The sequence below is a fragment of the Planctobacterium marinum genome, assembly GCF_036322805.1.
Classification (GTDB): domain Bacteria; phylum Pseudomonadota; class Gammaproteobacteria; order Enterobacterales; family Alteromonadaceae; genus Planctobacterium; species Planctobacterium marinum_A.
This window is the reverse complement of the sequence record NZ_AP027272.1, coordinates 2,651,836-2,677,753: the sequence shown is the minus strand read 5'-3', so window position 1 is coordinate 2,677,753 and position 25,918 is coordinate 2,651,836. Positions and strand designations below refer to the sequence as shown.

The 25,918-nt window shown below is 45.2% G+C and carries 25 protein-coding genes; 18 read left to right on the top strand and 7 right to left on the bottom strand.

Annotation, left to right across the window (positions count from 1 at the left end):
• Position 1: 1 nt before the first annotated feature.
• The 4 genes from AABA75_RS12010 to AABA75_RS11995 all read left to right on the top strand — a co-directional run bounded on the left by AABA75_RS12010 (position 2) and on the right by AABA75_RS11995 (position 7,614).
• On the top strand, positions 2-1,507 hold the full coding sequence (locus AABA75_RS12010; protein ID WP_338292846.1) for a tryptophan halogenase family protein: 1,506 nt from the start codon (positions 2-4) through the stop codon (positions 1,505-1,507).
• Positions 1,500-3,968, top strand: coding sequence for a TIM-barrel domain-containing protein (locus AABA75_RS12005; RefSeq protein ID WP_338292845.1), 2,469 nt, complete (start codon positions 1,500-1,502; stop codon positions 3,966-3,968). The genes AABA75_RS12010 and AABA75_RS12005 overlap by 8 nt, the downstream gene beginning before the upstream one ends.
• Positions 3,965-6,733, top strand: a complete 2,769-nt coding sequence (gene pulA / locus AABA75_RS12000) for a pullulanase-type alpha-1,6-glucosidase (protein WP_338292844.1) — start codon at positions 3,965-3,967, stop codon at positions 6,731-6,733. Before AABA75_RS12005 ends, pulA begins: the two co-directional genes overlap by 4 nt.
• A 137-nt stretch (positions 6,734-6,870) precedes the next feature.
• The gene (locus tag AABA75_RS11995; protein WP_338292843.1) at positions 6,871-7,614 is read left to right on the top strand and encodes a hypothetical protein; all 744 of its coding nucleotides are present in this window, start codon (positions 6,871-6,873) and stop codon (positions 7,612-7,614) included.
• Positions 7,615-7,669: 55 nt separating this feature from the next.
• Here AABA75_RS11995 and AABA75_RS11990 read toward each other — a convergent pair whose 3' ends face one another.
• Entirely contained in the window at positions 7,670-8,611 is a 942-nt protein-coding gene (locus AABA75_RS11990) for an HAAS signaling domain-containing protein (RefSeq protein ID WP_338292842.1), read from the bottom strand.
• Complete coding sequence (locus AABA75_RS11985) at positions 8,608-8,946, bottom strand: PadR family transcriptional regulator (RefSeq protein WP_338292841.1); 339 nt, start codon at positions 8,944-8,946, stop codon at positions 8,608-8,610. Before AABA75_RS11985 ends, AABA75_RS11990 begins: the two co-directional genes overlap by 4 nt.
• A 229-nt stretch (positions 8,947-9,175) precedes the next feature.
• Between AABA75_RS11985 and AABA75_RS11980 the strand changes: the two genes are divergently transcribed.
• Positions 9,176-9,910 carry a hypothetical protein gene (locus AABA75_RS11980; RefSeq protein ID WP_338292840.1) on the top strand — a complete coding sequence of 245 codons (735 nt, stop codon included), beginning with the start codon at positions 9,176-9,178 and terminating at the stop codon, positions 9,908-9,910.
• A 65-nt stretch (positions 9,911-9,975) separates the two neighbouring features.
• Here the strand turns inward: AABA75_RS11980 and AABA75_RS11975 are convergent, their stop codons facing one another.
• The gene (locus tag AABA75_RS11975) at positions 9,976-12,222 is read right to left on the bottom strand and encodes a TonB-dependent receptor (RefSeq protein WP_338292839.1); all 2,247 of its coding nucleotides are present in this window, start codon (positions 12,220-12,222) and stop codon (positions 9,976-9,978) included.
• A gap of 379 nt (positions 12,223-12,601) precedes the next feature.
• On the opposite strand from AABA75_RS11975, the gene prfB reads away from it, so the two are divergent.
• The 5 genes from prfB to AABA75_RS11950 all read left to right on the top strand — a co-directional run bounded on the left by prfB (position 12,602) and on the right by AABA75_RS11950 (position 16,610).
• Positions 12,602-13,700 (top strand): peptide chain release factor 2 gene (gene prfB, locus AABA75_RS11970; RefSeq protein WP_338292838.1). Its coding sequence is split into 2 segments (ribosomal slippage): positions 12,602-12,676 and positions 12,678-13,700, totalling 1,098 coding nucleotides; the frame shifts between segments, so codons are not numbered across the junction.
• A 19-nt stretch (positions 13,701-13,719) separates the two neighbouring features.
• Positions 13,720-15,261 (top strand): lysine--tRNA ligase, encoded by a 1,542-nt coding sequence (gene lysS / locus AABA75_RS11965; protein WP_338292837.1) that lies wholly within the window; start codon positions 13,720-13,722, stop codon positions 15,259-15,261.
• Between the two features lie 139 nt (positions 15,262-15,400).
• A complete protein-coding gene (locus AABA75_RS11960; RefSeq protein WP_338292836.1) occupies positions 15,401-15,832 on the top strand; it encodes a YeeE/YedE family protein in 432 nt (143 codons plus the stop codon).
• Positions 15,833-15,843: 11 nt separating this feature from the next.
• Positions 15,844-16,266 (top strand): DUF6691 family protein, encoded by a 423-nt coding sequence (locus AABA75_RS11955; protein ID WP_338292835.1) that lies wholly within the window; start codon positions 15,844-15,846, stop codon positions 16,264-16,266.
• Positions 16,267-16,307: 41 nt separating this feature from the next.
• Complete coding sequence (locus AABA75_RS11950; RefSeq protein WP_338292834.1) at positions 16,308-16,610, top strand: ArsR/SmtB family transcription factor; 303 nt, start codon at positions 16,308-16,310, stop codon at positions 16,608-16,610.
• Between the two features lie 11 nt (positions 16,611-16,621).
• Here AABA75_RS11950 and AABA75_RS11945 read toward each other — a convergent pair whose 3' ends face one another.
• The 3 genes from AABA75_RS11945 to AABA75_RS11935 all read right to left on the bottom strand — a co-directional run bounded on the left by AABA75_RS11945 (position 16,622) and on the right by AABA75_RS11935 (position 19,024).
• On the bottom strand, positions 16,622-17,119 hold the full coding sequence (locus AABA75_RS11945; RefSeq protein ID WP_338292833.1) for an N-acetyltransferase family protein: 498 nt from the start codon (positions 17,117-17,119) through the stop codon (positions 16,622-16,624).
• Positions 17,120-17,180: 61 nt separating this feature from the next.
• Entirely contained in the window at positions 17,181-17,879 is a 699-nt protein-coding gene (locus AABA75_RS11940) for a rhomboid family intramembrane serine protease (RefSeq protein ID WP_338292832.1), read from the bottom strand.
• Between the two features lie 98 nt (positions 17,880-17,977).
• Positions 17,978-19,024 carry an alkane 1-monooxygenase gene (locus tag AABA75_RS11935; RefSeq protein WP_338292831.1) on the bottom strand — a complete coding sequence of 349 codons (1,047 nt, stop codon included), beginning with the start codon at positions 19,022-19,024 and terminating at the stop codon, positions 17,978-17,980.
• A gap of 139 nt (positions 19,025-19,163) precedes the next feature.
• Between AABA75_RS11935 and AABA75_RS11930 the strand changes: the two genes are divergently transcribed.
• The 8 genes from AABA75_RS11930 to alr are packed head-to-tail and all read left to right on the top strand — an operon-like array spanning position 19,164 to position 25,429.
• A complete protein-coding gene (locus AABA75_RS11930; protein ID WP_338292830.1) occupies positions 19,164-20,195 on the top strand; it encodes an AraC family transcriptional regulator in 1,032 nt (343 codons plus the stop codon).
• A 1-nt stretch (position 20,196) separates the two neighbouring features.
• Positions 20,197-20,583, top strand: a complete 387-nt coding sequence (locus AABA75_RS11925; protein WP_338292829.1) for an alpha/beta fold hydrolase — start codon at positions 20,197-20,199, stop codon at positions 20,581-20,583.
• Entirely contained in the window at positions 20,580-21,041 is a 462-nt protein-coding gene (locus tag AABA75_RS11920) for an alpha/beta fold hydrolase (RefSeq protein WP_338292828.1), read from the top strand. The genes AABA75_RS11925 and AABA75_RS11920 overlap by 4 nt, the downstream gene beginning before the upstream one ends.
• A complete protein-coding gene (locus AABA75_RS11915) occupies positions 21,034-21,789 on the top strand; it encodes a 5-oxoprolinase subunit PxpA (protein ID WP_338292827.1) in 756 nt (251 codons plus the stop codon). The genes AABA75_RS11920 and AABA75_RS11915 overlap by 8 nt, the downstream gene beginning before the upstream one ends.
• Before the next feature lie 19 nt (positions 21,790-21,808).
• Positions 21,809-22,459, top strand: a complete 651-nt coding sequence (locus tag AABA75_RS11910) for a 5-oxoprolinase subunit B family protein (RefSeq protein ID WP_338292826.1) — start codon at positions 21,809-21,811, stop codon at positions 22,457-22,459.
• A complete protein-coding gene (locus AABA75_RS11905) occupies positions 22,446-23,414 on the top strand; it encodes a biotin-dependent carboxyltransferase family protein (protein ID WP_338292825.1) in 969 nt (322 codons plus the stop codon). Before AABA75_RS11910 ends, AABA75_RS11905 begins: the two co-directional genes overlap by 14 nt.
• A gap of 29 nt (positions 23,415-23,443) precedes the next feature.
• Positions 23,444-24,301, top strand: a complete 858-nt coding sequence (locus AABA75_RS11900) for an aminotransferase class IV (protein ID WP_338292824.1) — start codon at positions 23,444-23,446, stop codon at positions 24,299-24,301.
• A gap of 12 nt (positions 24,302-24,313) precedes the next feature.
• Positions 24,314-25,429 (top strand): alanine racemase, encoded by a 1,116-nt coding sequence (gene alr / locus AABA75_RS11895; protein ID WP_338292823.1) that lies wholly within the window; start codon positions 24,314-24,316, stop codon positions 25,427-25,429.
• Positions 25,430-25,482: 53 nt separating this feature from the next.
• Here alr and fur read toward each other — a convergent pair whose 3' ends face one another.
• Entirely contained in the window at positions 25,483-25,902 is a 420-nt protein-coding gene (gene fur / locus AABA75_RS11890) for a ferric iron uptake transcriptional regulator (RefSeq protein WP_338292822.1), read from the bottom strand.
• Positions 25,903-25,918 lie beyond the last annotated feature (16 nt).

Below are 25,918 nucleotides of genomic sequence, written 5' to 3'. Positions count from 1 at the left end.
AATGTCTAAACCGATAGAGATCATCATTGCCGGTGGCGGCACCGCAGGCTGGATGGCTGCTAATCTGCTCATCAAAAAGTGGGCCGACAAAAATGTAAATATCAGTTTGGTGGAATCTCCCGATATTGGCATTATCGGCGTTGGTGAGGGGTCTACTCCAACCTTGAAACGTTTCTTTGAGATTATTGAGGTGGCTGAAAGAGACTGGATGCCAGCTTGTAATGCCACCTATAAGGTAGGTATTGAGTTTGCTGGTTGGAGTCCAGAGTCCGGGGTGGAAAGTTATCGCCACCCTTTTATTTCCCAAACAGACGTTTTTACCCAGCGCGCCTTTGAGGTAAATTGCCGTACCCGACGACACGGGTTGGATACTCACACCGCACCCGAAGATTTTTTAATTAATGGAGCTCTGGCACAACAAAACCTGGGCCCTCTTACACCAAACAATTTTCCATTTCGCATCGAGTATGGCTATCACTTTGACAGCGGTTTATTGGGTGAGTTTTTAAAAGACATTGCCAAGCAAAGAGGGGTAAATCATCTCAGCAAGAACGTCGCTGAAGTGACTCAGCATCCTGATGGCAGTATTCAATCCCTGATTTGTAGTGATGGCACTGTCATCAATGGAGACTTTTTTATTGATTGTACCGGGTTTAAAAGCCTGCTGTTACAACAGACGTTAAAGGTGCCATTTCAAAGTTATAAAGATTGTTTATTTAATGATTCTGCTGTGGTGGTGCAAACGCCGCAAAAGCAGGAGATCAACAACGAAACTAAAGCTACGGCAATGAGCAATGGCTGGTGTTGGAATATACCGCTGCAAAATCGCGTGGGAAATGGTTATGTGTTTAGTGCGCAACACATCACTCCTGATGCAGCCGAGCTAGAATTCAGACAACACCTGGGTCTTTCAGATGATATGAGTTGTCGACATTTAAAAATGAATGTCGGCCAAGTGCAACAACACTGGAATAAAAATTGTCTGGCTATCGGGTTGTCACAGGGGTTTATGGAGCCCCTTGAAGCTACCGCGTTACATTTAGTACAGATATGTATTGAAATGTTTGTTATTAAGTTTGAAGAAGGCCAGTTTAGCAATCAATATCAAGCCCAGTTCAATAAATTCGCCAAAGACCGCTTTGATGGGGTGAGAGACTATATCGTCGCCCATTACAAACTCAACACCCGTACTGATTCCGAATATTGGCAGCAAAACCGAGACAATACGCAGCTCTCTAATTCCCTGATGCGGTTACTGGATGTGTGGTTCAAGCGCGGTGATATGTCAGAGGAGATACGGCGTCAGGATATCAGTGAACATTGGGATCCCATTTCCTGGCACTGTTTGTTATCAGGTTATGGTGCTTATCCGCCAATCGCACCTAACCAGCCGGGTAAAGGTTGTCTCTACAAAGAGCAAAATGTGGCGCAATTCATTCAAGGCTGCGCCCTTAATTTTCAGTCTCATCAACACAATCTCAATGAACTCGCACAACCTGATGAGTAAATCAGTCTTTAGCACTATAAGGGCACTATGGGGTGCTGCTAAATGCTTCAGTGGCTTGTTGTTCCTGGTGTTCTGCAGCACGACTGTTCTGGCTGCGCAATACATCGGGCATAACCTAGACGGTCACACACTCATTGTCCAAACCGACAAGGGAGCAGTGCACTTTACGCCTTTATCCGATGCGGCGGTGGATGTGGAGTTTCGGGCTCTTCATGCTAAGCGCTTCGACTCTTATGCCATTGACCCCAATGTTGGTACATCAGCATATTCCCTCGAGGATTCTGACAACACTCTGTTGTTTCAAGGCCAGTCATTACAGGTAAGAGTCACCAAAGCACCTTTTAACGTGGCCTTTTATGGCAACCAAAACCTGTTACTGAGTCATGAATCTGGATTTTTTCAATACGAGGGGCTGCGTGGGATTCGCTTCGGATTAGGTGAAGACGAAAAGTTGATCGCAGGCGGTCAACGGGTTTTGGGCATGGACCGAAGAGGGTATCGATTACCTCTGTACAACAAAACTCATTGGGGCTACACCACAGAATCAAATCAAATGTATTTTGGCTTACCTGCGCTTCTATCCTCAAAAGGCTATGGTTTGATTTTTGATAATGCCGCTAAAGGTGCCATGGATCTCGGTGCATCAGAGTCAGATGTTTTGCAGTTTGAAGCAATTGCAGGTCGCAACGCTTACATTGTTGTGGCGGGACTAAGCGACAACAAGGTTGACTATTCTAAGCTGATCCAAAACTTTACGGCAATTACGGGGCGTCAACCCATGCCACCCGCTTGGGCATTCGGCAACTTCGCCTCGCGCTTCGGTTATCGCTCAGAGCAGCAGGTGCGTGATGTGGTGAAGAAATATCAAACGTTGGATATTCCGCTTGATAGCGTGGTATTGGACTTGTATTGGTTTGGTCCAGAAATGCAGGGTTACATGGGTAACCTTGATTGGGATAGAGCCAACTGGCCCACAGCTGAGACTATGATACAGGACTTCAAGGAGAAGGGGATTCAAACGGTGGTGATCACCGAGCCCTTTATTTTGAAAAGCTCCAGTAACTGGCAAAGTGCTGTTGACTATAAGGCATTGGCTACAGACATGTCGGGAAAACACCCCCGAGTGTTTGATATGTTTTTCGGCACCGCTGGCCTGGTGGACGTGTTTAGTGAGCAGGGCCAGAACTGGTTCTGGCAAAAGTATCAAAATATCTTTTCAGATGGCGTGGCAGGTATTTGGGGGGATTTGGGCGAGCCGGAGGTGCATCCGGAAAATACTTTGCACGCCACGGGCACCGCCAATGAAGTACACAACGCTTACGGACACCAGTGGGCGAAAACTCTCTGGGATAATCACCTGAAAGATTATCCAGAGGAGCGGCTATTTCTATTGATGCGTTCTGGTTTTGTGGGGTCACAGCGCTATGGCATGATCCCCTGGACGGGCGATGTCAGCCGTTCCTGGGGCGGACTCAAGCCTCAGGTAGAACTAACACTGCAAATGGGTATGTTAGGACTGGCTTATACCCACTCAGATTTAGGTGGCTTTGGTGGCGGAGACGATTCTTTTGATAAAGAGATGTATATCCGCTGGTTACAATACGGTGTATTCCAACCGATATATCGTCCCCATGCATTTGACTCCATTCCCTCCGAGCCGATATTTCACGATAAGCAAACTCAAGATATTTTGAGGCAATGGATCAAGCTCAGATACCAACTTTTTCCATATAACTATACCCTCGCTTATAAAAATAGTACCAGCGGGTTGCCTTTAATGAGACCAGTGCTCTTTGCTGAACCAGATAACCCGGATTTATTTGACGAAAAGAATAGTTATTTATGGGGTGATGCGTTTTTTGTACATCCGGTAACTGACCCCGACGTTAACCGGGTGAATACGCGATTGCCCTTAGGCATCTGGTTCGATTATTGGAGTAAGCGTGTTTTTAAAGGACAACAGGCGTTAGACGTTAAAGTGAGTTTGGAAACTTTACCGTTATTTGTAAAAGCAGGCAGCTTTATTCCATATAGCCAAATAACAGAACCGTTGAGTTTACATCGAGGCGACGCGCTTGATATTCATTATTTCCACCATCCTGAAGTAGCAAAGGCTAAAGGCCAACTTTATGAAGATGATGGCAAAACGCGAAATTCTCTTGCAAACGGTCAATACCAGCTTACGCAGTTTGAGTCCGAATATGATGCAGGGAAATTGAGCATCAGCTTAATACCAGAAGGAAACGGGTTCGCAACCCTCCCAGAGACCCGAACCATATCGTTTACCATTCACAATCTCGATATTGCACAGGTGAGCAACATCAAGCTGGTGCAAGAGCAAAAAGAAACACAGATCAATGCTGAGGCAATGGGGAATAACGCCATTACCTTTTCTTTTTCCTGGCAAAATCAAACTAGCAAATTAGAAATTATCAGTTCGCACAAGGAGCTTCAACAATGAAAAAACTGGCTTTGGGTTTATTGGCTGCCTCAATCATCGGTGGCTGCAGTAAGCCTCTTCCTGAAGCGGGGGTATCATCTGATACCACGTCCAATTTTGCTGCCCATTGGCTGCAGGATAACCTGATCCTGATCAAGCCTGAGGACGAGGCGGTATCCTTCTCCTTATTGACATCGTCAAATGCGACTCTTGACGAGGGGCTGGCTCCAGACAATAGTTATCCGCTGCAAATATCCACAGTGCCTGAATTTGTTGCCACATCAACTCCGCATTTAACATCGTTTCAGGGGCTTGAATTTGTATCAAAAATTGCTGATATCAAATCTCTGCTAAAAGGGCAGGTAGCTGTCGCACAAAAAAATGCCAGTGGTGAAGTTATCGCTGTCTCATACCTGCAGACTGCCAGAATATTGGACTCCCTTTATACTCAGGGCGAAGCTGATGCCGATGAAGTGATCGACTTAGGTGCTACCGTTACAGCAAGTGGGTCTGAATTTGCCCTGTGGGCTCCCACGGCTAAGTCGGTAAAAGTGAATTTGTATGACGAGAGTAAGACCCTGTTAAAAAGTGTGGTAATGCAAGAGGAACAGAGCGGGGTTTGGCGGGCTGAATCAAGGCATGGACAGGGCACTTATTATCGCTACGCCATTGAGGTATATCATCCACGCACTCAGGCCATCGAGACCTATGAGGTGACCGACCCCTATTCATTGAGTTTATCTCGCAATAGTTTGTATTCCCAGGTGGTGGATTTAGCAAGCGATAAAACCAAACCTGTAGGATGGGATGAGCAGAAAGACGAGCCGCTGACTCATCCTGAAAGTTTGATCTTATACGAAACCCACATCCGGGATTTCAGTGCTTCGGATAAGAATCTCTCGAATCCAGCCTATGCCGGTAAATACAAAGCCTTTACCGAAACCGCCAGTGATGGTGCTAAGCACTTAACTGCCCTGGGTTTGGCGGGTTTAAATACAGTACATCTGCTGCCCACTTATGATATCTCAACGGTAAATGAGGATCCCGCTAAGGTGATTTTTCCTTCCGATCCTATGAGCAAAGTTTGTCAGATGGTACCTGAAGTGGCGATTTGTAATACGGATATCGATATGAGTCATTCCTTGCAGGCCATTCTGCAAAGCTTTGACCCGCTCACTGGGGACGCTCAGGCTATCATTGAGTTGATTCGACCGTATGACCCATATAACTGGGGTTATGACCCTTACCATTACACTGTGCCGGAAGGCAGCTATGCCATGGAGCCAGAGGGGATCCCTCGTTTGGTGGAGTTCAGAGAGATGGTGCAAAGCCTGCACAATCAAGGCTTTAAGGTAATTATGGATGTTGTATACAACCACACCTTTGCCTCTGGGCTCGATGAAAAATCGGTACTGGACAAGGTGGTACCCTATTATTATCACCGTTTGAACCCAATCTCCGGTGCGGTTGAAACCTCCACCTGTTGTGAAAACTCAGCCACCGAGAATCGCATGATGGCAAAGCTCATGACAGATTCATTGGTGGTGTGGGCCAGAGATTACAAAATTGATGGCTTCCGTTTTGATTTAATGGGCCATCAACCCAAAGCCGCTATGTTGCAATCAAGAAAAGCGGTTCGCGCTGTTGATCCAGACACCTATTTTTACGGCGAAGGCTGGAATTTTGGTGAAGTGGCAAATAACTCACAATTTGAACAGGCAGCACAAATACCGCTTGCGGGCACTGAGATAGGGACCTTTACCGATCGTTTGCGGGATGCCGTGCGCGGTGGTTCTTCGTTTGTCAGTGCCGACGAGTTGCGCTTTGGGCAGGGGATTGGTAATGGCCTCATCGTTCAGCCCAATGAGCTACAATCCGATGCAAAACAAGCAGCACAGCTGCAAGAGTATTATCTATCAATGGATCAAATTCGGGTAGGGCTTGCCGGTAACCTGGCGAATTTCCCGTTGCAAAACAGTCAAGGTGAACAAGTTACCGGGAAAGACATACCCTATGGTGGTGCCCCTACCGGTTATGCGCTTGATCCAGCAGATACCATTAACTACGTCTCTAAACACGATAATCAAACGCTGTGGGACAACAACCATTACCGCATAGCTTTTGAAGCTACTACTGAGCAGCGGGTGAGAATGCAAAACTTGTCACTGGCATATCCGTTACTGGCTCAAGGTATTCCATTCTTGCACATGGGCGGTGAATTATTGCGCTCAAAATCTTATCTCAGAGACAGCTATGATTATGGCGATTGGTTTAATGCTGTTGATTTTGCCAAACAGTCCAATAACTATCATGTTGGTTTACCGCCTGCGGTAAAGGATGAGGCAAACTGGGATATTATTACCCGGATCATCAAGGGTAATGATGGCCGAGATAAGGTTAAACCGGCTCATATTGAATTTGCAGCCAAGGTATTTATGGATTTTATCGCTATTCGCTCTTCTTCAAATCTGTTTAGTTTGCAAACTCAGCAGCAAGTGATAGAACGTGTCTCTTTCCACAATACAGGTAAAGATCAGCAAATTGGTCTGATCGTTATGAGTATTGAAGATGGGCAAGGGCCACAAGATCTCGATCCGGCGTTTGAAGGCATTTTGGTGCTATTCAATAATGATGTAAATCAGCAGACTTTTGCCTTTGAGGGAGCGAGTAAATACAGTTTACACCCTCGTCAGGCCAAAGGTGCCGACCCGGTAACAGCCTCAGCTCAGGCCAAAGCTGATAGTTTTGTTGTACCTGGGTTGACGGTGGCGGTCTTTGTAAAATAATTAGATTCAGACGAAGACGCTCTGTCTTCGTCTATCTCTCGCCAACTGAAAAATTAATGCCAGATGAACAGTGAATTTCTGCCATTGATGGTAAATTAAATAACCTCTATATTTATCTCCTTTATAAGGAGATAACAATGAAACTAAGTAAATCCCTTTTCAAAGTGGGCGTGGCGAGCTGTGTATTGTGGTTGAATACAGTTTCAGCAGGGAATTCCATTGCTGGGCTAGACGACGATTCTCCATTGGCAATCAATGCAAACTTAATTGCAGCTCAAATAGGAAGTACACCCGAACAGTATCTGGAGGCCGTAGCCAGGTTTGGGGAAATGGCACAAATAAGAACGGCAAGCCAACCAACTCCCATCAATGAACGTCCTTTGTATAAACAATTACAATCGGCATTGATCAGTGAAAAGCCGCTGTGTGAGGATGAGAAAGCAAAAAGTATAAAGCTGGATAATCAGGTGCAGGCAGATTTTGCCAGCTACCTGGGACTTTCCGTATCTCAATATGCAGGGTTCATGGACGTCATTAATGCACTGGACTTTCATGGCGCATATAAAAATATTGAGTTTGCAGGCCTACCTAATATCAATAATAACGAAATTGTTCTTAGCGAAGTAGAGCGAGAGATCCAGGTTTTGTGTGATGCTGAATGTCAGGTAGCTTTATCGGACCCCAATAGATATCACATTCGCAATATTATTTTTGCAAAAGCAATCAATGCCGAAATCCCTCAAACCGTAAATATGTGGTCTTACGTTCCTTTCAAAGTACACTTTGTAGATTTAAAAGGTGGTAATGTTGCCACTCAAATCTGGGTGTATAACCATAAGAATGGAGCATGGCGTGATGGATCTTCTGTGGCCGAAATATAATTACTGTGAGCAAGAGAAACCTGCCTGATTGGCAAGTTTCTCCAAATCGTATCTTCTAGAGTGATTTCAACAGTTTAATGTGATGTCTCAGGTCCATCAAAATTAGGCCCGTAATCACTACAAAACTCACTTTAAAAATTAAACCAATATTTTCAGTTATGCGAACATCCAGGTTATCAGAAAGACCAATAACCTGAGTTTGATCCACATGCAATAGCATCAATACCAGGATGAGCAGGCTGACACAATCAATCACCAATGCCGCTATCACAGTGGATTTGCGCCAAAATTGGTTTAGTAACTGCCATCCGTAAAGTGCAATTGAGCATAGCAATAGTATATTTACTGGCCAAAACAGCAGGTGGTAAATTTCATGGAACTGCACGGTTAAGCTATCTAATCGGTATACGGCATCCTGTGAAAAATCCAGCCAACGATTCCAGATGATTAAGCACAGTACATCGCCAATGACATTGGTGACAGCATCTTGCTGATCAGATTTACTTTGTTTCACTGAAACCCGCTTTAGCGGATCCCAATTGTCTTTGAAGTAATCGGTTTTTCCCTGACGCTCTAAAACAGCGAAGATAATCGTAGTGACGGCCACTGCGACCAATCCGGGTTGCAACAGGCCCATAAACCAACCGGTGGAAAGGAATATGTCACTAACCCCGGAAACGTAACGTAGCAGCCCATTAATAAAAAACAAAATTAACATCAGGGTTAACGCGATACGCAAGCTATAGCGCCACATGGGGTAGAGTTCCGGGCCGATAAGATATTGCTGTTTGCCAAAGCGCGAAGCAACGGTTTTAGGAGAACCGATAGCCCGTAAAATATCAGCGATATCTTTATCAGAGGCGGGCTTGCCGTGTTCCTCTTGGAACGCCTCGAGGTGCTCTTCAATGGTACTTTCAAGTTCTTGCAATACATCTTCGTCTGCCGAATCAGGTAGCCAGGCGTTGACCTGCGCAAGATAGTTTTGTACCAGATTCATGATGTCTCTCCTTGGTTTATGATTTCAATATTGTGGTTCAGGCTTTGCCATTCGCTTTGCATGGCTTCAAGTGCGATGTATCCTGATGGTGATAGACAATAAAAGCGCTTTTTGCGTTTGCCATCATCGCGCCATTCACTCACTAATAAGCCTTGTTTTTCCAGGCGCCGAATTAAGGGATACAGAGTGCCTTCGTCGATCTCCAGACCAACATCACTCAAAGACTTCCGCAACGAGTAACCATAGTGTTCCTGCCGCAATTGCATCAGCACCGCTAATACCAATACACCTCGTCGCAATTCTTGTTTTAATTTGTCTAACTGTTCGATTTCCACTTTGACTCCTGTCAGTTAGTCAATATCACTTACTATGTGACACATACTGTGTATTGCATAGTGTTTTTATACTATGCATCACACAGTATAAAACTGCAAATAGTTTTTTGGTTAAATTTCAATCAAATCGATAACTTAATGAATTTGCGCATTTTTTAATTCGTATTGAGGGGATTGATAATTAAAGATTACAGGTGTAATCTAATTTTGTGTTTTAAAGGAGCTGGTTATGTTAACAAGAATGTTTTCCTTAAAAGTGGTAGTGCAAGCCTTATCTGTGTTGGTAATAGCAATTACGCTCAGCGCGTGTGCAGGTAAGCCCACCGTGCATGTTTACGGTAAATACCTGTCGCAGGAAAAGGTCGCCGTATTACAGAAACAATTTGAAGAGCAAGGCTTTAAAGCGCAAGTGAATAGCCTGGATACCCCAGTTTCTATCACTGAAAATACCGTGCTTTATTCATTGTTGCTCAAAGATGCTGATACGCTTGAGAGAGCGGTAAAAGTGGCTTCTGAATCCGGTTTTAAAGTTAATCTGGTACAACCTATGGTTAAGGGTAATCATTGGTATACAAAAAACTCATTAGCCATGATTTTGTTTCCGCAAGAGCAGGGGCACAATGGCCATATTTTTCAACAAGATTTGGTACATCAATATCAAGTGAATAGTTGTGATGTGCCACTGACTTTGCACCTCAAGGAAGACTTCAGTTACCTTATTGCTGGTAAAGAATGGTCGGATGAACAAAAGCCTTTGATAACAGGAAACTGGTTGTATCGCCAATATCCTTATATCGAGTTGCGAGGGTTTGATGCGGAGCATTCTCATATGTATTTTGAAATCAGTAGAAGAATGGAGCAGGACCAAATCAGTCGCTTACAAATGCAAACCTTAACTCCACTAGAGCCCTATGAATTGATATCTGGCTGTAGTTTTGAGGTGGGACAACGGATCAGCGGATAAGTTATAAACATAAAAAAAGACCGACAGAATGTCGGTCTTTTTGATTTTTGCTTACAGCGAATCATTTACCATTCAGTAGTAAATCTTACACCGAACTCACTGGCATCATTAGACAGGATGCGCAAGACATAATCACCTGTGTTTAGGCGAGCGTTGTCATAACGCTCGTCAAAGATGTTACGACCATAAAGACCTAGCGTGTAAGCTTCGTTGCCTGGCGTGTAAGTAATACCCATATTTACCAGGGTACGATCTTCGATTAAGGTCATACGCTCTGGTGCTGAGCTAGGCTCGCCATACATATCATCACGCCATGAGTAGTCTAATCTGAACTTAACAGATGCACCGTCTTCCAGGAACATTTCGTAAGCAGGACCGAATGCCACTGTCCATTCTGGTGTCAGTGGTGCAACTGGTTGGAATACCGTGCCGTTCACTAGCTGATCATCTACATCCACATCCATAAAACCAATGCTGGTTTGCATTGTGAAGTTGCCCAATGTCAGGTTACTGTCAAATTCCACACCACGAGAAGTTTGTGATACTACGAGGTTGGCTGTGTCGAATCCGGCTTCGCTAACCTGGCTCACCTGGTAAGGTAAGTCATCATATTCAGTGTTAAATACGGCAATGCTCAAATCCAGGTAGCTGTTTACGCGTCCTTTAACACCAACTTCATAGTTAATGGCAGTGATGTTATCGGTAGCAGTAAAACAGTTATCCGCATTGACGGCAGCAATCGCATTGTCCAGGTCATCGAAACCACCATTGCCAAAGAATTGGCCAATTAAACAGTATGGACGAGCAGGGTACTGACCACCCTGATAACCGGTTTGGATAGTCGCGTAAGCGTTCATTCCATTTTCGAAGGTATAGTTGGCGGCCAATTCCCAGCTTAACTCATCCCATTCATCTGAATCGTATATGGTACCAAGCGGCGGAAATACATTTGCCGACGCTTCTTTTTCATCTTCGGTGTAACGCAAACCACCAGATACTCTTAAAGCGTCATCAACATCGTAACCGATGTTAATAAATGCAGCTTTACTGGTGGCTTCTTGATCTAGTTGCAGCGTATTGCCACCACCGTCAAAGCTGGAGTCTGAGCCCTGGCGGTTATCACCTTCTTCCTGGAACCAATATAAACCGGCTACGAAGTCTGCATTTTCGCCAAGATAACCACTAAACTGTAACTCTAAAGAGTCCTGGTCAGCAGTACCGCGCTCTGGGTAGTGATCAAGTGCGTATACCGTTGCATCATCATCCAGGCCCGCTTTGTATTCTGAAGAGCGGTGGCTGGCGATAACTTTCATCATCAGATCATCATTGATGTCCCACTCGGTAGTAAACGACACACCGTGAGCATTGTTGGATACTTCGTTTACGGCATCAGTACCCGTGGCATTATCATAGATGTCAGGCGCCACGTCTGCGTTAGTTAGCGCCACACCTACGCCATTGTTACCAGAGGTGTAACGGGTGTTTGGTCCTAGTTCATCGATCATCGCTGTGTAGGGACGCAAACCGCCGTCGCCGTTGTTGCCGTCTGCAGTCAAAACAAAGCGCAAAGAATCAGACGGCTCATATTTAACCGAGAAACGGCCATATACTTCTTGCGTTTCACCTACATCCCATTTGGGGTTTTCAAGGTTGTAGAACTCACCCAGGCCATCGCGTTCGGTGTAGCCAATGTTCATATTAAAGGCTAAGCCAGGTGATAATTCTCTATTGGTGAAAATATCAGTGCGCAAGCGACCGCGAGTACCGGCTTCCAGGCCTACCTTAGTGGTGTTCACCTCATTGGGCTGCTTGGTAATGATATTGATGGCACCACCGATTGAGTTACGACCGTACAGTGTACCTTGTGGACCACGTAATACCTCGATGCGCTCAATGTTTTGCAGGTTCCAGTTTTGACCTACCTGGCGGCCAAGATAGACTCCATCTACATAGACACTGACGCCCGGGTCTGTGGTGATCAGGTGATCCTGTAAACCAATGCCGCGAATAAAAGGGTTTGCCGAGGAAGTATGGCCAGCAGAAAAGCCGGTAACATTCAGGTTTGGCACAAATTTGCCCACGTCGGTTAAATCAGTAATGCCTTGTTCTGCTAACATATCGCCTTGAAAAGCGCTGATGGCGATTGGCACTTCATAAATAACCTGGGCACGTTTGGTGGCTGTTACGGTTATGGCTTCAAATTCTTGTGCTTCGTCTTCTGCTTCTTGCGCATAGACATTGCCCGCAAGAGCCAGTTGAATTGCAGAACATACCAAGGTGGTGTTCAGCAATTTTTTGTTAAGTGTGTTCATGGTGTCTCCGTTGCAGCAGCAGTGTTAAATAAACTGCCAGTGCCATTGTGTGTTGTGATTACCAAGTTTTCGTATGAATCTTTGTTATTTTTCGAGTAAGTCTAGTACTGAAAAATAGTTTTGCTTTGACTCTCGTTGCTCATTTGGCAATTAAGTCATGAGACGGCATCCAGTTTGCGGATGCGTATACTTGCGGGCAGGCATTATACGGTGAATGACTAAAGGTTGTTAAGCTTTTTTGACCACCTGGTCGAATAATGAGCTGCATCTGTTGCGTGTTGATTCAATTCTGTCGAGTTAAAGCGATTGTTCGCTGTTCAATTGACTGCAAATTAGATAGAATTCCCGGCCACTTTTTTAAGGTTAGTAAAGAATAAATATGTTTGAAATCAATCCTGTGCAAAATGGTATCGCCGACGTAAAAGCGCGTACTGAGCTGCTTAGGGGGTATCTTTGACTTTGCTGTAAAGTCAGAGCGCCTGGAAGAAGTTAATCGCGAACTGGAATCTCCGGATGTCTGGAATGAACCAGAGCGCGCGCAAGCCTTAGGTAAAGAGAAGGTTGCGTTGGAAGCCGTGGTAGATACGATACTGCAACTAGACCAAGGTGCAGAAGATGTTGAAGGGTTATTGGAACTGGCTATTGAAGCGGAAGACGAAGATACCTTTAACGAGGCTCAAGAAGAGCTAAACACCATGATCAGCAAACTGGAAGAACTGGAATTTCGCCGTATGTTCTCCGGTCCCAATGATGTCAATGATTGCTATCTGGATATCCAGGCAGGTTCAGGTGGCACAGAGGCTCAGGATTGGGCCAACATGCTATTGCGCATGTATCTTCGCTGGGGTGAAGAGCATCAGCTCAAAACTGAGTTAATTGAAGTATCAGATGGTGATGTAGCGGGTATTAAAAGTGCCACCATCCGCTTTGGTGGCGAATACGCCTTTGGTTGGTTGAGAACAGAAACAGGGGTGCACCGCCTGGTGCGCAAATCTCCGTTTGACTCAGGTAACCGCCGACACACATCTTTCGCGTCTGCTTTCGTTTACCCGGAAATTAACGACGATATTGAGATTGATATCAATCCGTCTGATTTGCGTATTGATACCTATCGCGCCTCGGGAGCGGGTGGTCAGCACGTAAACCGAACCGATTCTGCCGTGCGTATTACTCACGTACCCACTAATATTGTGGTGCAATGTCAGAACGACCGATCACAGCACAAAAATAAAGACCAGGCCATGAAGCAATTAAAAGCTAAGCTTTATGAGTTTGAGTTACAAAAGCAAAACGAAGAAAAGCAAGCGATGGAAGATAGCAAGTCGGATATTGGTTGGGGTAGCCAGATACGTTCCTACGTATTGGACGACTCCCGCATTAAAGATTTGCGTACCGGTGTTGAGACCCGAAATACCCAAGCCGTCCTGGACGGTGATTTGGATAAATTTATTCAGGCCAGCTTAAAGTCTGGCCTCTAAAGCAGGAAATCAAAGACAGATGTCTGAGCAACAACTCGATGAAAACAAATTAATCGCTGAAAGACGCGCCAAACTTGCAAACATTCGTGAGCATTGTTCTGCTAATGCTCATCCCAATAAGTTCCGCCGTGAGAATTACAGCGCGGATCTGCAAATGGCCTTCGGTGATCACGACAAAGAGAGCCTGGAAGAATTGGCCGTTCAGGTTTCAGTGGCAGGCCGTATTATGTCTAAACGCGGTCCATTTATGGTACTACAAGACATGAAGGGCCGTATTCAGGCTTACGCAGCGAAAGATGTGCAAAAAGAACTAAAAGCCAAATACGGTCAATTGGATATCGGTGATATTATTGGTGTCAGTGGGGCATTGCACAAATCTGGTAAAGGCGATTTGTACGTCAACATGGAAAAATACGAGTTGTTGACCAAATCCTTAAGACCACTACCTGAAAAGTTCCATGGCCTTGCCGACCAGGAAACTAAATATCGTCAACGCTATGTGGATTTGATCATGAGTCCTGAAACTCGTGATACCTTCGTAATGCGCAGTCGCATAGTGGAGGGTATTCGTCGTTACCTCAGCGACCGCGACTTTATGGAAGTGGAAACGCCTATGTTGCAGGTAATCCCGGGTGGAGCTACTGCAAAGCCGTTCATTACACATCACAATGCAATGGATATTGATATGTACCTGCGCATTGCTCCGGAGTTGTATTTAAAACGCCTGGTAGTGGGTGGCTTTGAGCGCGTGTTCGAAATAAACCGCAACTTCCGCAACGAGGGATTATCGACCCGTCATAACCCTGAATTCACTATGATTGAATGGTATCAGGCCTATGCGGATTACAATGATCTAATGGACTTAACCGAAGATATGTTGCGCACATTGGCCAAAGATATCCTCGGCACGACAGATATTCGCAACACCACTAAAAATGCCGAAGGTGAAGTAGAGAGCGAAGTGATCTACAACTTTGGTGAGCCGTTTGAAAGACTTAGTATGGCTGATGCCATTATTAAGCACTATCCAGAGGTAGACACTGCCATCATCAAAGATGCAGAAAACAACCTGGAAGGCTTAAAAGCCATTGCTCGTGAGCTGCACATTAAAGAGCCGGAAGTGGATGGTATCTGGGGACCGGGTAAATATCTGTGTGAAATATTCGAAGCGGTTGCTGAAGAAAAGCTGGAACAGCCTACCTTCATCACAGAATATCCTTGGGAAGTGTCACCTCTGGCACGTCGCAACGATGAAAATCCGTTCATTACAGACCGTTTTGAATTCTTCGTTGGTGGACGCGAGTTGGCCAATGGCTTTTCTGAGCTTAACGATGCCGAAGATCAAGCGGCGCGCTTCCAAAAGCAAGTGGAAGAAAAAGAAGCCGGTGACGATGAAGCCATGCACTTCGACGATGATTACATTCGTGCGCTTGAGTACGGTTTACCACCAACGGCAGGTGAGGGCATTGGTATCGACCGTTTGGTGATGCTGTTCTCTGATTCACCCACTATCAAAGACGTAATACTGTTCCCGCACATGAAACCGGAAGTGACAGAATAATTTTTTTGGTAATTCGTTTATCGAAAGGCGCCAATGGCGCCTTTTTTGTTTTGTTGGCTTATCAGGTAATGGCAACTTGTAATTTTCTGAGTTGTAGTTAATATATCGTAAATTGCAAATGTACGATATGAATTTACTTATGACAGAATTCACTCCTTATGCGGCACTGGCGGGCGGGGTATTGATTGGCCTGGCCGGTGTCTTGTTTTTATTAGCTAATGGCAAAGTGATGGGGGTTTCAGGTCTATTGGGGCAACTGATGAATGCCCCTAAAAATGCCTTACCTGCTGTGTATTTTATGCTAGGTCTATTGTTGGGCCCGGCAGTAATTAATGCTTTTCAAATAGATGTTATACAAATCAAATTACCCTCTGAAATTAATCTGGATTGGTGGCAGGTGGTGATTGGCGCGGTACTTGTGGGACTGGGAACCCGCATGGGCTCCGGCTGTACCAGCGGCCATGGCGTATGCGGTATTGGTCGATTTTCACTGCGTTCTATTGTTGCCACTTGTGTTTTTATGGGAATAGCTATTTTGGTGGTGACCCTGATGCGCCACGTTTTGTCATAGGAGAATTGAGAATGAAAGCATCGAATTTTAGCGCTTTTTGTTCAGGACTGGTTTTTTCCCTGGGGTTGTTACTATCGCAAATGGTGAATCCGCAAAAAGTGCTCAATTTCCTGGATTTCTTTGGCAATTGGGATCCCAGTTTGTTGCTGGTAATGGCTGCGGCTTTAGTCGTTTATTGGCTGGCCTTCTTCCTGATAAAGCCCAAAATGAGTAAACCCGTGTTTGCTTCAGATTTTCAATTACCCAACAAATCAACGTTAGATAAATCTTTACTTTCAGGGGCTGTATTATTTGGTCTTGGCTGGGGAATAACGGGGCTATGTCCCGGACCTGCACTGGCCAATGTTCCCGGTGGCGAACCAAAGCTTTTGGTGTTTGTAGTACTGATGGCAGTCACTATGTGGGGATTTGATAAAATAAGCAGTAAGCAATAACGCATTAATTCACCCGACACAGGTTAACAAAGTAGCGAGCGATGAAATCATTTAAAGACATGGAGCAAAATGCTGAGCAGGCAGTGAGTCTGTTAAAAATGCTGGCTAACAAGCATCGCTTGATGTTGCTTTGTTTGCTGCAATCCGGGGAAAAATCGGTGTCTGAACTCAATGAGCAGGTACCTATCCCACAATCCACCTTATCTCAACATTTAAGTTTTTTACGACGAGAAAAACTGGTGGAGACACGGCGAGAGGCGCAAACAATTTATTATTCTCTGCGCGATGATAATGTCATCCCGGTAATTAATTTACTTTACGAGCTTTATTGTGCTGATGATTGAGGCGCTTGGAATTAATCTATTCCTACCACTTTACTACGTCTTTCCATCGCGGCGACATTGATCCAGCGGTTACCCAGTTTGCCTAATCCTTCCTGAATACCCAGCAGTTTAAAACCGCATTTTTGATGTAAACGAATACTGGCTTTGTTTTGCTCGAAAATGCCAGCCTTTAAGGTCCATATTCCATGTTTTTCAGAGCAGGCGACAAGGGCATTTAGCAGCATTTCACCACCACCGTAGCCACGCGTATCGCTAGCCATATACACAGTGACTTCTGCTACACCGGCGTAACAACAGCGACTTGAAACAGGAGATAGCGCGGCCCAACCGCAAACTCGATTATTTTCGTTAAGCAATACCAGGCGGCAATCATGTAAAAATGATGCATCCCACTCAAACCAGGATTTTACTTCAGTCTGGAAAGTGGCAAGGCCAGTATCGATGCCTTCCTGATAAATAGCCTGGACACACTCAAAATCCATTTTTACAAAGGGACGAACTTGAAACATGATTAGTTGCGAATAGTTTATCTGGCTTAATTTTGGGCCATTGTCTATCACTTAGCAACTATCAATGCAGTTTGTGCTGCTCCTCTTCAACTATCGTGTGTTCCTGATCTTGCTCGGTCTGCCATTCATCACCTATCAACTCATCTTCTTTGTCTTCGATTTCCCAGCCGTATTGCTTCTCGATGGGTTTGGGATCACTATTTTTGAAAATCAACGCAGCAATCAAACCAAAAAGTGCGCCGAAAAAGTGGTACTCATAGGATATGCCAGGTTCTCTGGGGAATATTGTCATAATCATGCCACCGTACATAAAGAACACCATCATCATCAATGCGATGGAACGTTTGTCTCGACGTAAAATGCTGATCACAAAAAGATAAAAGAACAAGCCGTGAGTCAGCCCACTGGCGCCAAAATGCCAGGCTTCGCGGGCAAACAACCAGGTGCCTAAGCCGGAGCCAAGCCAGATAGTGGCCAACGTCCAATATTTTGAATTAGGGTAACCGTAAAAAAGTGCTGCCAATAATAACAATAATGCCAGGCTATTACTGGCTAAGTGCTCGTAAGAGCCGTGGATAAGAGGTCCGGTTAAAATGCCAATTAGCCCTTCCATTGCCCCGGGAAAAACACCCAATTGGTGTAGCGAAAATCCAAATTGGAATTCAAGGGTTTTTATCAGCCAAAGTATGACAACAAAAATAAAACCGGGCATGATGGCTTGTCGTATGTTGCCGTGACGGACATTATTTAATTCGGACACAAACTGCTTCCATTAACTTCTTCACTGACAGATATAGGTGTTACCGGTCCGAATTCCAGAAACGAAAAGCCATAAGCCAGAGTAAATTAATCTGAAACTCAACGCTTGTTTAGCAGTTGTAATTCCCCTTCATCGGCAAAGTACTGATCCCAATGGGCTAATTTAGGCGCCATGAGTTTAAACCACAACGGCGGAATGAGTGTCAAACCTATGGTGCCCAGGTAACCTGTGGGCATAAAAGGCGCATCAGACATTGGCTTCAGATGTTGAAATGGCACATTGGCATTGGCGTGGTGATGGGAGTGTCTGGTTAGGTTAAATAGCGACCAGCTGCTGATTTTGTTATTGGCATTCCATGAATGCCTCGGATAGACACGTTTACCGGGAACTCTTACCAAGCCATAGTGTTCCATGTAATTCACTATTTCCAACAGACTCTTGGCAATCAGGCCAGAAAGTGTAAAAAACAGCAACCCATTGACACCAGCTAACATCCAGCTAATTAACAAGAAAACGACACTCATCATAACACCACGTATGAATCGGTTGTGATGAGATAAAAGCGCGTGCTCGGCTCTCTGCAAGCGCTGTTTTTCCAGTTTCCAGGCACTGATATTTCCACTGATACTAGATACAAGGATATGCTGATACACGTTACGACCACGAGGGGCACTAGCGGGATCTTTTTCGGTAGCAATATTGATGTGGTGGCCGAATACGTGTTCTATGGCAAAATTGCTGTCAAAACTGAAGGCCAGTAACCAGCGCCCGACACGGTGGGAAAAGCTTCCCCATTTTCTGTGTACCAACTCATGGGCCGTTACTGTGCCTAAGGTTCCTGTTAATAAGCCCACATAAAGGGCACTCGTTAGCCACAATAACCATGAACTGGATTGCTCAATGGTTATGATCGCCATTACAACCAGCGTGGCTAACAGAGGCATTGCGCACCAAAGCAACAGGTTGTAAAACGCCTTGTTGACTGGTTTGGGTTCACTCACATCGTCACCCAATAACAAATCTCCGGCTACGATACTGCCAACGGTGACAAGAAATCCCCAAACTATCCAGTTGCCATTCATCCAAAATGAGGCAATCCCCAATATCGCGTAAACATGAAACAATAAAAATTTTGCCTGGTGCATGAGCTTTCCTTTTTTTGGATAAAAATACGCTTATCTGTTATCACTGAGCCAGATGATCAAATGACAAAAGGGGAGTCATTTATTGACACTTGTTGGGAGAGGTGGTTAGTCTAGGGGAAAATTATAGAACTATCGTTTTATGCACGTACCTGCTCATTACATTACTCATATTGGCGCGTTACTGCAGGACATGGCAGTGGAGCCCAAGGTCTGGCTTGATTCGTGTAAAGCCAGTCATGCATTGCTCTGCGACGATTCGTTATGGATCCCCAAAGAGCAATACGAGCAATTAATGCAGCAGGCTGTGGCTATCGCCCCGCAGCCTGATATCGGGTTGCAGTTGGGCAATCGTCTCGGCATTGGTAGTCATGGTTTGCTGGGCTATGGCTTGTTAAATTGCGAAGATCTTGCGCAGGCAGCGCGCTTGTTAGACCGCTATCTGGTAACCCGAACGCCTTTTATCAGAACCGCCATTCACGAACAGCCGAACTCCTTTGATATTGAGATTGGTTCAAACTTTATGGACCCTGCTGTACACCGCTCTTTTTGTGAGGTGGTATTAGTGACTTTGGCCAACCTCTTTACTATGGTGTCTGGCCAATCCAACATGAACAACATTATCAAGGCCGTGCATTTTGATGTGGCGCAACCTGAATACCACAAAAACATTTCTCGGTATTTACCTGTTCCTCATGTTTTTGAGCAAGACAGCTGCGTGATAAGGTTAGAAAAAGCTTGGTTGCACAATCATTTTAGTCAGGCGGATGCCATTGCGCTTAAGCAGCTCACTCAACAATTTGAACAGCAACTGAGCCAGATAAGAGGCACGCAGCAAAGGGATTACACAAGTATGGTGATATCTGTCTTGGAACAAGATAGTCAGCATATTCCTTCAATTGCGACGGTAGCGAACCTTTTATCCGTTACACCACGTACTTTACATCGACGTTTGCAAGATGAGGGTACTCAGTTTCGCTCGCTTTTAGTGGCAACAAAAAAGGCCCAGGCTGAGAAATATTTAGTAGAATCCAATATGCCAGTAGAACAAGTTGCCTGGGCACTAGGCTATGAAGATGTAGCTAACTTTCGGCGCGCCTTTAAAACCTGGTCAAACATGACGCCCATCGAGTTTCGCAATAAATATCGCAACAGGCATCGCAGCCAAGAGTAGTATGAGTTTAGCAACAATGAAATCGTCATCAGAAATGGCACTGAAATTACATTTTGCCCATGCCAATGGGTTTCCCGCCAGCAGCTATCAAAAATTATGGCGCTTTTTTCCGGATGGTTTTGAGGTTATCGCACAGGAAAAATTCGGCCATGACAGCCGCTTCCCGGTAAACGACAATTGGCATAACCAAGTGAACGAATTAATTCATTTCCTGGAGGCCAATGCCGGGCAGCCGGTGTATCTGGTGGGGCACTCATTTGGCGGAGTGATATCTTTCCTGGTGAGTTGCCAGCGGCCAGACCTGGTTAAAGGTTTGATCATGTTAGATCCACCTATCATGGTAGGGTTGATGAGTCATGTGTTTCGCATACTCAAAAAACGCCGTTGATTGACAAAGTAACACCATCAGGAAAATCGAAACTGCGTAAAACCAGTTGGCAAGACCACAATGCCGTATTGGATTATTTTAAACCAAAAGCGCTGTTCAAACATTTTGACCCTGAGTGCATTGAAGATTACGTGCAATCTGCGGTAAAACCCGAAGGCAAAGGCGCACAACTGGCTTATCAGCGAGAGGTAGAAACTGCGATTTTTCGTAATATTCCTCACAACCTTAACTTATTTCGCAACAAGTTGACGGTACCTGCCAAGTTATTTACCGCGCAATATACCAATGCCTGTTTTCCCCCCATGGTGAAAAGATTATTGAAGCAGCAACCGAAGCTGGAGCATGAACTCATTAAAGGAGTCGGGCACATGTTTCCATTGGAAAAACCACAGCTCACTGCACAGCTGATCGCAGATACCTTGTGCACATGGCAAAGAGAGACAAATTCCAATGACTGAATCACGTAAATCATTACTCATTAATTGCGATATGGGAGAATCATTTGGTACCTGGCAAATGGGGCAGGACCAGGAAATTATGCCTTATATTGATATGGCCAATATTGCCTGTGGTTTTCATGCGGGTGATGCCAACGTGATGCAGCGAACCGTGATGTTGGCGTTGCAGTACAATGTTAAGATCGGAGCGCATCCGGCTTATCCCGATTTACAGGGCTTTGGTCGCCGTTCAATGACATTAGCAAAAGGCGAAATACGTGCACTTATGTGTTATCAGTTGGGAGCGTTGGAAGGCATAACAAAAGCCTGTGGTGGCAGTCTGCATCACGTCAAACCTCATGGCGCCTTGTACAATGACATGATGCGAGACAAAGATACTTTGTTGCAAGTGATTCAGGCAGTCAGCGATTATGATGAAGAACTCTTGTTGGTTTTGCAGGCGACCAGCCGAAATCAAGAGCACCAGGAACTGGCCGCGGAATATGGTGTCAATCTCTGCTTTGAAGCATTTTCTGACAGGGCTTATCAAGATGATGGTTTATTGGTACCGCGTAACCAGCAAGGCGCACTATTATCAAAAGACGAAGCCATAGCCCAGGCAAGAGCCATTATGCAACAGGGTAAAGTGTCTAGTGTAAGGGGGACCGAGCTTACCATGCAGATAGATACCTTGTGTATTCATGGTGATGGCAGCGATGCGTTACCCATCGCTCGCCAGCTCTATGAACAAAAAATTAAGGACCAATAGTTGAGGAAAAGAAAACATTATGAAATTCAGTTTTACCCTCAGTGGTGAAAACGCCATAAAGGTATCTGCTCATAATGTTGTATCTTCGGATGCGACTTTTTATGCCAGCTTACGAGTCTTTATTCGACAACAAAACTATCTTTGGTTGCAAGATGCAGTGGCCGCTGAGGCGTCAGTGACGTTGTTTTTCAATGTATTTGCCATTTCCTATTTAGAGGTTAAATCACAACTTAAAAGCAGTTTGACACAGTTTGATTTCCAAACTGGCAAGCAATCACCCTCTTTACTGACATTGCCTGTGCACTACGGCGGGGAGTTTGGACCAGATCTGGAATGGGTAGCGGAGTCCTGTGCTATGACAGTAAAAGAGGTGATTCAAGCGCACCAGGATGCCATTTTTACCGTCACCGCAGTGGGTTTTTCTCCGGGGTTTGGCTATCTCAAAGGATTGCCTAAGCCGCTGAGACTAGCAAGGCGAGCAGAGCCGCGTATTAGAGTGCCAGCTGGTACGGTGGCCATTGCAGAGCAATACTCTGCAATTTATCCTCAGGATTCACCCGGTGGTTGGCACCTGATTGGGCGCTGTGATGAAAGCTTGTTTGATATTACTTTACCAAAACCGGCATTGTTTGAAGTGGGGCAGAACGTGAGGTTTATTGCCGTTGATTAGTGAGCAAAACAGCCATCTGAAAATAGTAAATCCCGGTATTAATACCCAGGTTCAGGACAGTGGACGCATTGGCTATTTGTTTTCTGGAGTTGCTCCTGCCGGGTTTATGGAGCCGAGGGCCGCTTATACTGCCAATCGCTTGTGTGGCAACCCTATAGGTTTGCCACTGCTGGAAATTCCCATGGGTAATTTCAGCTGTATTGTTCAGGCCAATAGTACGATTTCTGTGACAGGGGCTGAGGCAACGTTAGAGATTAACGGCAATATCCGTCATTGTTGGCAAAGTGTGCAAGTACAGGAAGGAGATGAACTGTCTATTTCTGCAACCAGAAAGGGAACCTGGGTTTACCTGGGTATCCGCGGCGGATTTAAGGTTAAACCCGTACTGGGAAGTTGTGCTACCAATCAACGAGAAAAATTAGGGGGCCTGGATGGTAAAGGCAGCCCGTTAAAAAGGGGCGATACTATTCCCTGTTTTTCTAGCGAACAACAAGTCGCTATGAGTGCTCAGCACATTGGCGCACAATATTTTGATGATGAAACGCACATTTTGCGCTTGATACCGGGGGCTCAGTACGCACAGCTCAGCAAAATTCAGCGAAGAGTGCTTTTCCAAACCGGTTTCACCTTGAGTCGTGATTTCAACCGTATGGGGTATCGCCTGGATACTTCCACCAAGGTGCTGACTCAACTGCCTAAAATTACTCCGGATGCGATTGCCTATGGCGCTGTGCAAATCCCTCCGTCCGGCAAGCCCATCATTTTGTTAAACGACAGACAATCTCTGGGAGGTTACTGTAAACCCGGAAGTGTTATTTCACCTGACTGCCATAGGCTGCTACAATCGCCGCCGGGAACCAAAGTACGGTTTGCATTAATACGACCGTCTATTGCACAGCAATTGGTAAAGGATTATTGGGCTAACATTCAAAAGCTACCAATACTTCCCATGTGATCTCAACTCATCGTCTGGAAAAGCACACGTTGAATACCGTATTTTTAAATGGCACTTTTATGCCTCTGGAAGAAGCGCGAATTTCTCCGCTAGACAGAGGTTTTTTATTTGGTGAGGGACTATATGAAGTGCTCCCTTGCTATGGCAACCGTATGATTGCCTGGCAGTGGCATAAAGAGCGATTAACACAGGGGCTTCAAGCACTGGATATAAAGTTGCAGTATGACTGGCAACAACTGCAGGATTTCTGCCAGCAATTGACCCAATATAATCCTGAACCTGATCAAGGCATTTATATTCATATTACGCGAGGGGCAGAAGAAAAGCGTTTTCACGGTTGGCATAACAATGCTGAACCTACCATCTTCATGATGACCTTCCCAATTCCGACACTTACAGAGCCTGACTTTGATCAGTGTAAACCACTTCGATTAGGGCTTGAGCAAGATCTCCGTTGGCGCAATTGCCATATTAAATCGACATCCTTATTGGGTAATGTGCTGCACTTTCAAAGCGCTCAGCAAGAGGGCTTAAATGAAGTGTTATTGCTGGGGGATGATGGCACCATCACTGAAGCAAGCACCAGTAATGTTTTTATTTGCAAAGATAACGAGGTGCATACGCCCCCGTTGAGTTCAGCGTTGTTACCTGGTATTACCCGCCGTATCATCATGGACATACTGGACCGTCATTCTGCATTGACCTTGCAAGAATCAGTGATAACCCAAGATATGCTTTTTACAGCTGATGAAGTTTGGCTTACCAGCTCCACAAAGGGAGTGGTGCCAGTGGTGGAAGTTGCAGGTAAAACTATTGCGGATGGCAAGCCCGGTAAACACTGGTTAGATACCGCCCGTTTGTATTTTCAACATCGATTTGATTATTGAGGAAGCATAGTTATGTCTCGTCCTGCTGCAATGATCATTAATCTGGATGCCCTGCGTCACAATTTATCTATCGCCAAACGTTGCAGTCCGTTGAGTAAAATCGTGGCAGTTTTAAAAGCCAATGCTTATGGTCATGGAGCGGTAGAGGTGGCATTTGCCATACAAGACCACGTGGAGATGTTCGCAGTATCCAGTATTGAGGAAGCGATGCAGTTGCGTGAGGCTGGGTTAGCCAAGCCAGTTCTTTTATTGGAAGGCTGTTTTAGCGCCAGTGAATTGAACCTGGCATCAAAGCATGATTTTTCTGTGGTGTTTCACAGTGAATATCAGATAAACGCACTGGAAAAACAAACTCTGGATAAGCCCTTGTCGGCTTGGTTAAAAATAGATACAGGTATGCATCGTCTTGGGATTTATGCCAGCTCAGGTTTGCGTTTGTATCAGCGCTTAAAAGACTCGGATAAAACCCAAAATGTGGTCACTTTAATGACCCACATGGCAAGTGCTGATCTACTCAACGAACCCTATACAGAGCAACAGCTCACAGAGTTTAAACAGGTAAAAAAAGCCATTATTGCAAATGGAGAGCGGCAAATTTCCACTAGTATCGGCAACTCCGGAACCATTTTAGGCTGGCCAGAGGGACGCAGTGATTATATTCGTCCGGGGATTATGTTGTATGGATTGTCGCCATTTAACGAAGCACATCCTGATGCAGATCAACTGCAGCCGGTGATGACTTTACAATCAAAAATTATCGCTATCCGCAATATTGATGCGGGCGAGAGGGTTGGTTATGGCAGCACCTGGCAAGCGCAGCAGCCCTCCCGAGTGGCCACCGTGGCTATTGGCTATGGAGATGGTTACCCGCGCAATGCGAAAAGTGGCACGCCAGTCCTGGTTCGGGAAAAGCGCGCTTATCTTGCGGGCAGAGTATCGATGGATATGCTCAGCATTGATATCACTCACATACCCGAAGTGCGTATTGGAGACACAGTGACTTTGTGGGGAGAATCATTAAGTGCCAACGAAGTGGCAAACTGGGCCGATACCATCGGCTATGAGCTTGTTACCCGCATGCCTCTTAGAGTTCCCAAAACCTATTTGCTTTCCGAGTCGGGACAATAAAAAAGCCAACTTAACGAAGTTGGCTTTTGCAACCGGGTGGAAGTGTTTTATGACTAGTGATCACACTTTTCGTTAACACACCTTCCGTACAAATAAAGGCTGTGATTGGTTAGCTTGATATTGTGGGCTTGCGCTATTTCGTTTTGACGCGTTTCAATAACGTCATCTTCAAATTCGATGACTTTGCCGCAATCAAGACATACCAAATGATCGTGATGATTCTTGTCGCTGATCTCAAATACAGACTTTCCGCCTTCAAAATGATGACGATCTAAAATGCCGGCATCATCAAACTGGTTGAGTACGCGGTAAACCGTAGCCAAACCAATATCTTCACCTTGCTCTAACAAGATTTTGTACACATCTTCAGCGCTAATGTGTTGATTTTTCGGTTCTTTCAGAATTTCCAGAATCTTCAGGCGGGGCAACGTGACTTTCAGACCAGCTTTCTTTAGTTCTTGATTTTGATCCATGTGATTGGCTTATAAA

Excerpts from the sequence above, each read along its gene's own strand:
- AABA75_RS12010 (WP_338292846.1), top strand. The coding sequence starts at position 2 with ATGTCTAAACCGATAGAGATCATCATTGCCGGTGGCGGCACCGCAGGC.
- AABA75_RS12005 (WP_338292845.1), top strand. The coding sequence starts at position 1,500 with ATGAGTAAATCAGTCTTTAGCACTATAAGGGCACTATGGGGTGCTGCT.
- pulA (WP_338292844.1), top strand. The coding sequence starts at position 3,965 with ATGAAAAAACTGGCTTTGGGTTTATTGGCTGCCTCAATCATCGGTGGC.
- AABA75_RS11995 (WP_338292843.1), top strand. The coding sequence starts at position 6,871 with ATGAAACTAAGTAAATCCCTTTTCAAAGTGGGCGTGGCGAGCTGTGTA.
- AABA75_RS11990 (WP_338292842.1), bottom strand. The coding sequence starts at position 8,611 with ATGAATCTGGTACAAAACTATCTTGCGCAGGTCAACGCCTGGCTACCT.
- AABA75_RS11980 (WP_338292840.1), top strand. The coding sequence starts at position 9,176 with ATGTTAACAAGAATGTTTTCCTTAAAAGTGGTAGTGCAAGCCTTATCT.
- AABA75_RS11975 (WP_338292839.1), bottom strand. The coding sequence starts at position 12,222 with ATGAACACACTTAACAAAAAATTGCTGAACACCACCTTGGTATGTTCT.
- lysS (WP_338292837.1), top strand. The coding sequence starts at position 13,720 with ATGTCTGAGCAACAACTCGATGAAAACAAATTAATCGCTGAAAGACGC.
- AABA75_RS11960 (WP_338292836.1), top strand. The coding sequence starts at position 15,401 with ATGACAGAATTCACTCCTTATGCGGCACTGGCGGGCGGGGTATTGATT.
- AABA75_RS11955 (WP_338292835.1), top strand. The coding sequence starts at position 15,844 with ATGAAAGCATCGAATTTTAGCGCTTTTTGTTCAGGACTGGTTTTTTCC.
- AABA75_RS11950 (WP_338292834.1), top strand. The coding sequence starts at position 16,308 with ATGAAATCATTTAAAGACATGGAGCAAAATGCTGAGCAGGCAGTGAGT.
- AABA75_RS11945 (WP_338292833.1), bottom strand. The coding sequence starts at position 17,119 with ATGTTTCAAGTTCGTCCCTTTGTAAAAATGGATTTTGAGTGTGTCCAG.
- AABA75_RS11935 (WP_338292831.1), bottom strand. The coding sequence starts at position 19,024 with ATGCACCAGGCAAAATTTTTATTGTTTCATGTTTACGCGATATTGGGG.
- AABA75_RS11930 (WP_338292830.1), top strand. The coding sequence starts at position 19,164 with ATGCACGTACCTGCTCATTACATTACTCATATTGGCGCGTTACTGCAG.
- AABA75_RS11925 (WP_338292829.1), top strand. The coding sequence starts at position 20,197 with ATGAGTTTAGCAACAATGAAATCGTCATCAGAAATGGCACTGAAATTA.
- AABA75_RS11915 (WP_338292827.1), top strand. The coding sequence starts at position 21,034 with ATGACTGAATCACGTAAATCATTACTCATTAATTGCGATATGGGAGAA.
- AABA75_RS11910 (WP_338292826.1), top strand. The coding sequence starts at position 21,809 with ATGAAATTCAGTTTTACCCTCAGTGGTGAAAACGCCATAAAGGTATCT.
- alr (WP_338292823.1), top strand. The coding sequence starts at position 24,314 with ATGTCTCGTCCTGCTGCAATGATCATTAATCTGGATGCCCTGCGTCAC.
- fur (WP_338292822.1), bottom strand. The coding sequence starts at position 25,902 with ATGGATCAAAATCAAGAACTAAAGAAAGCTGGTCTGAAAGTCACGTTG.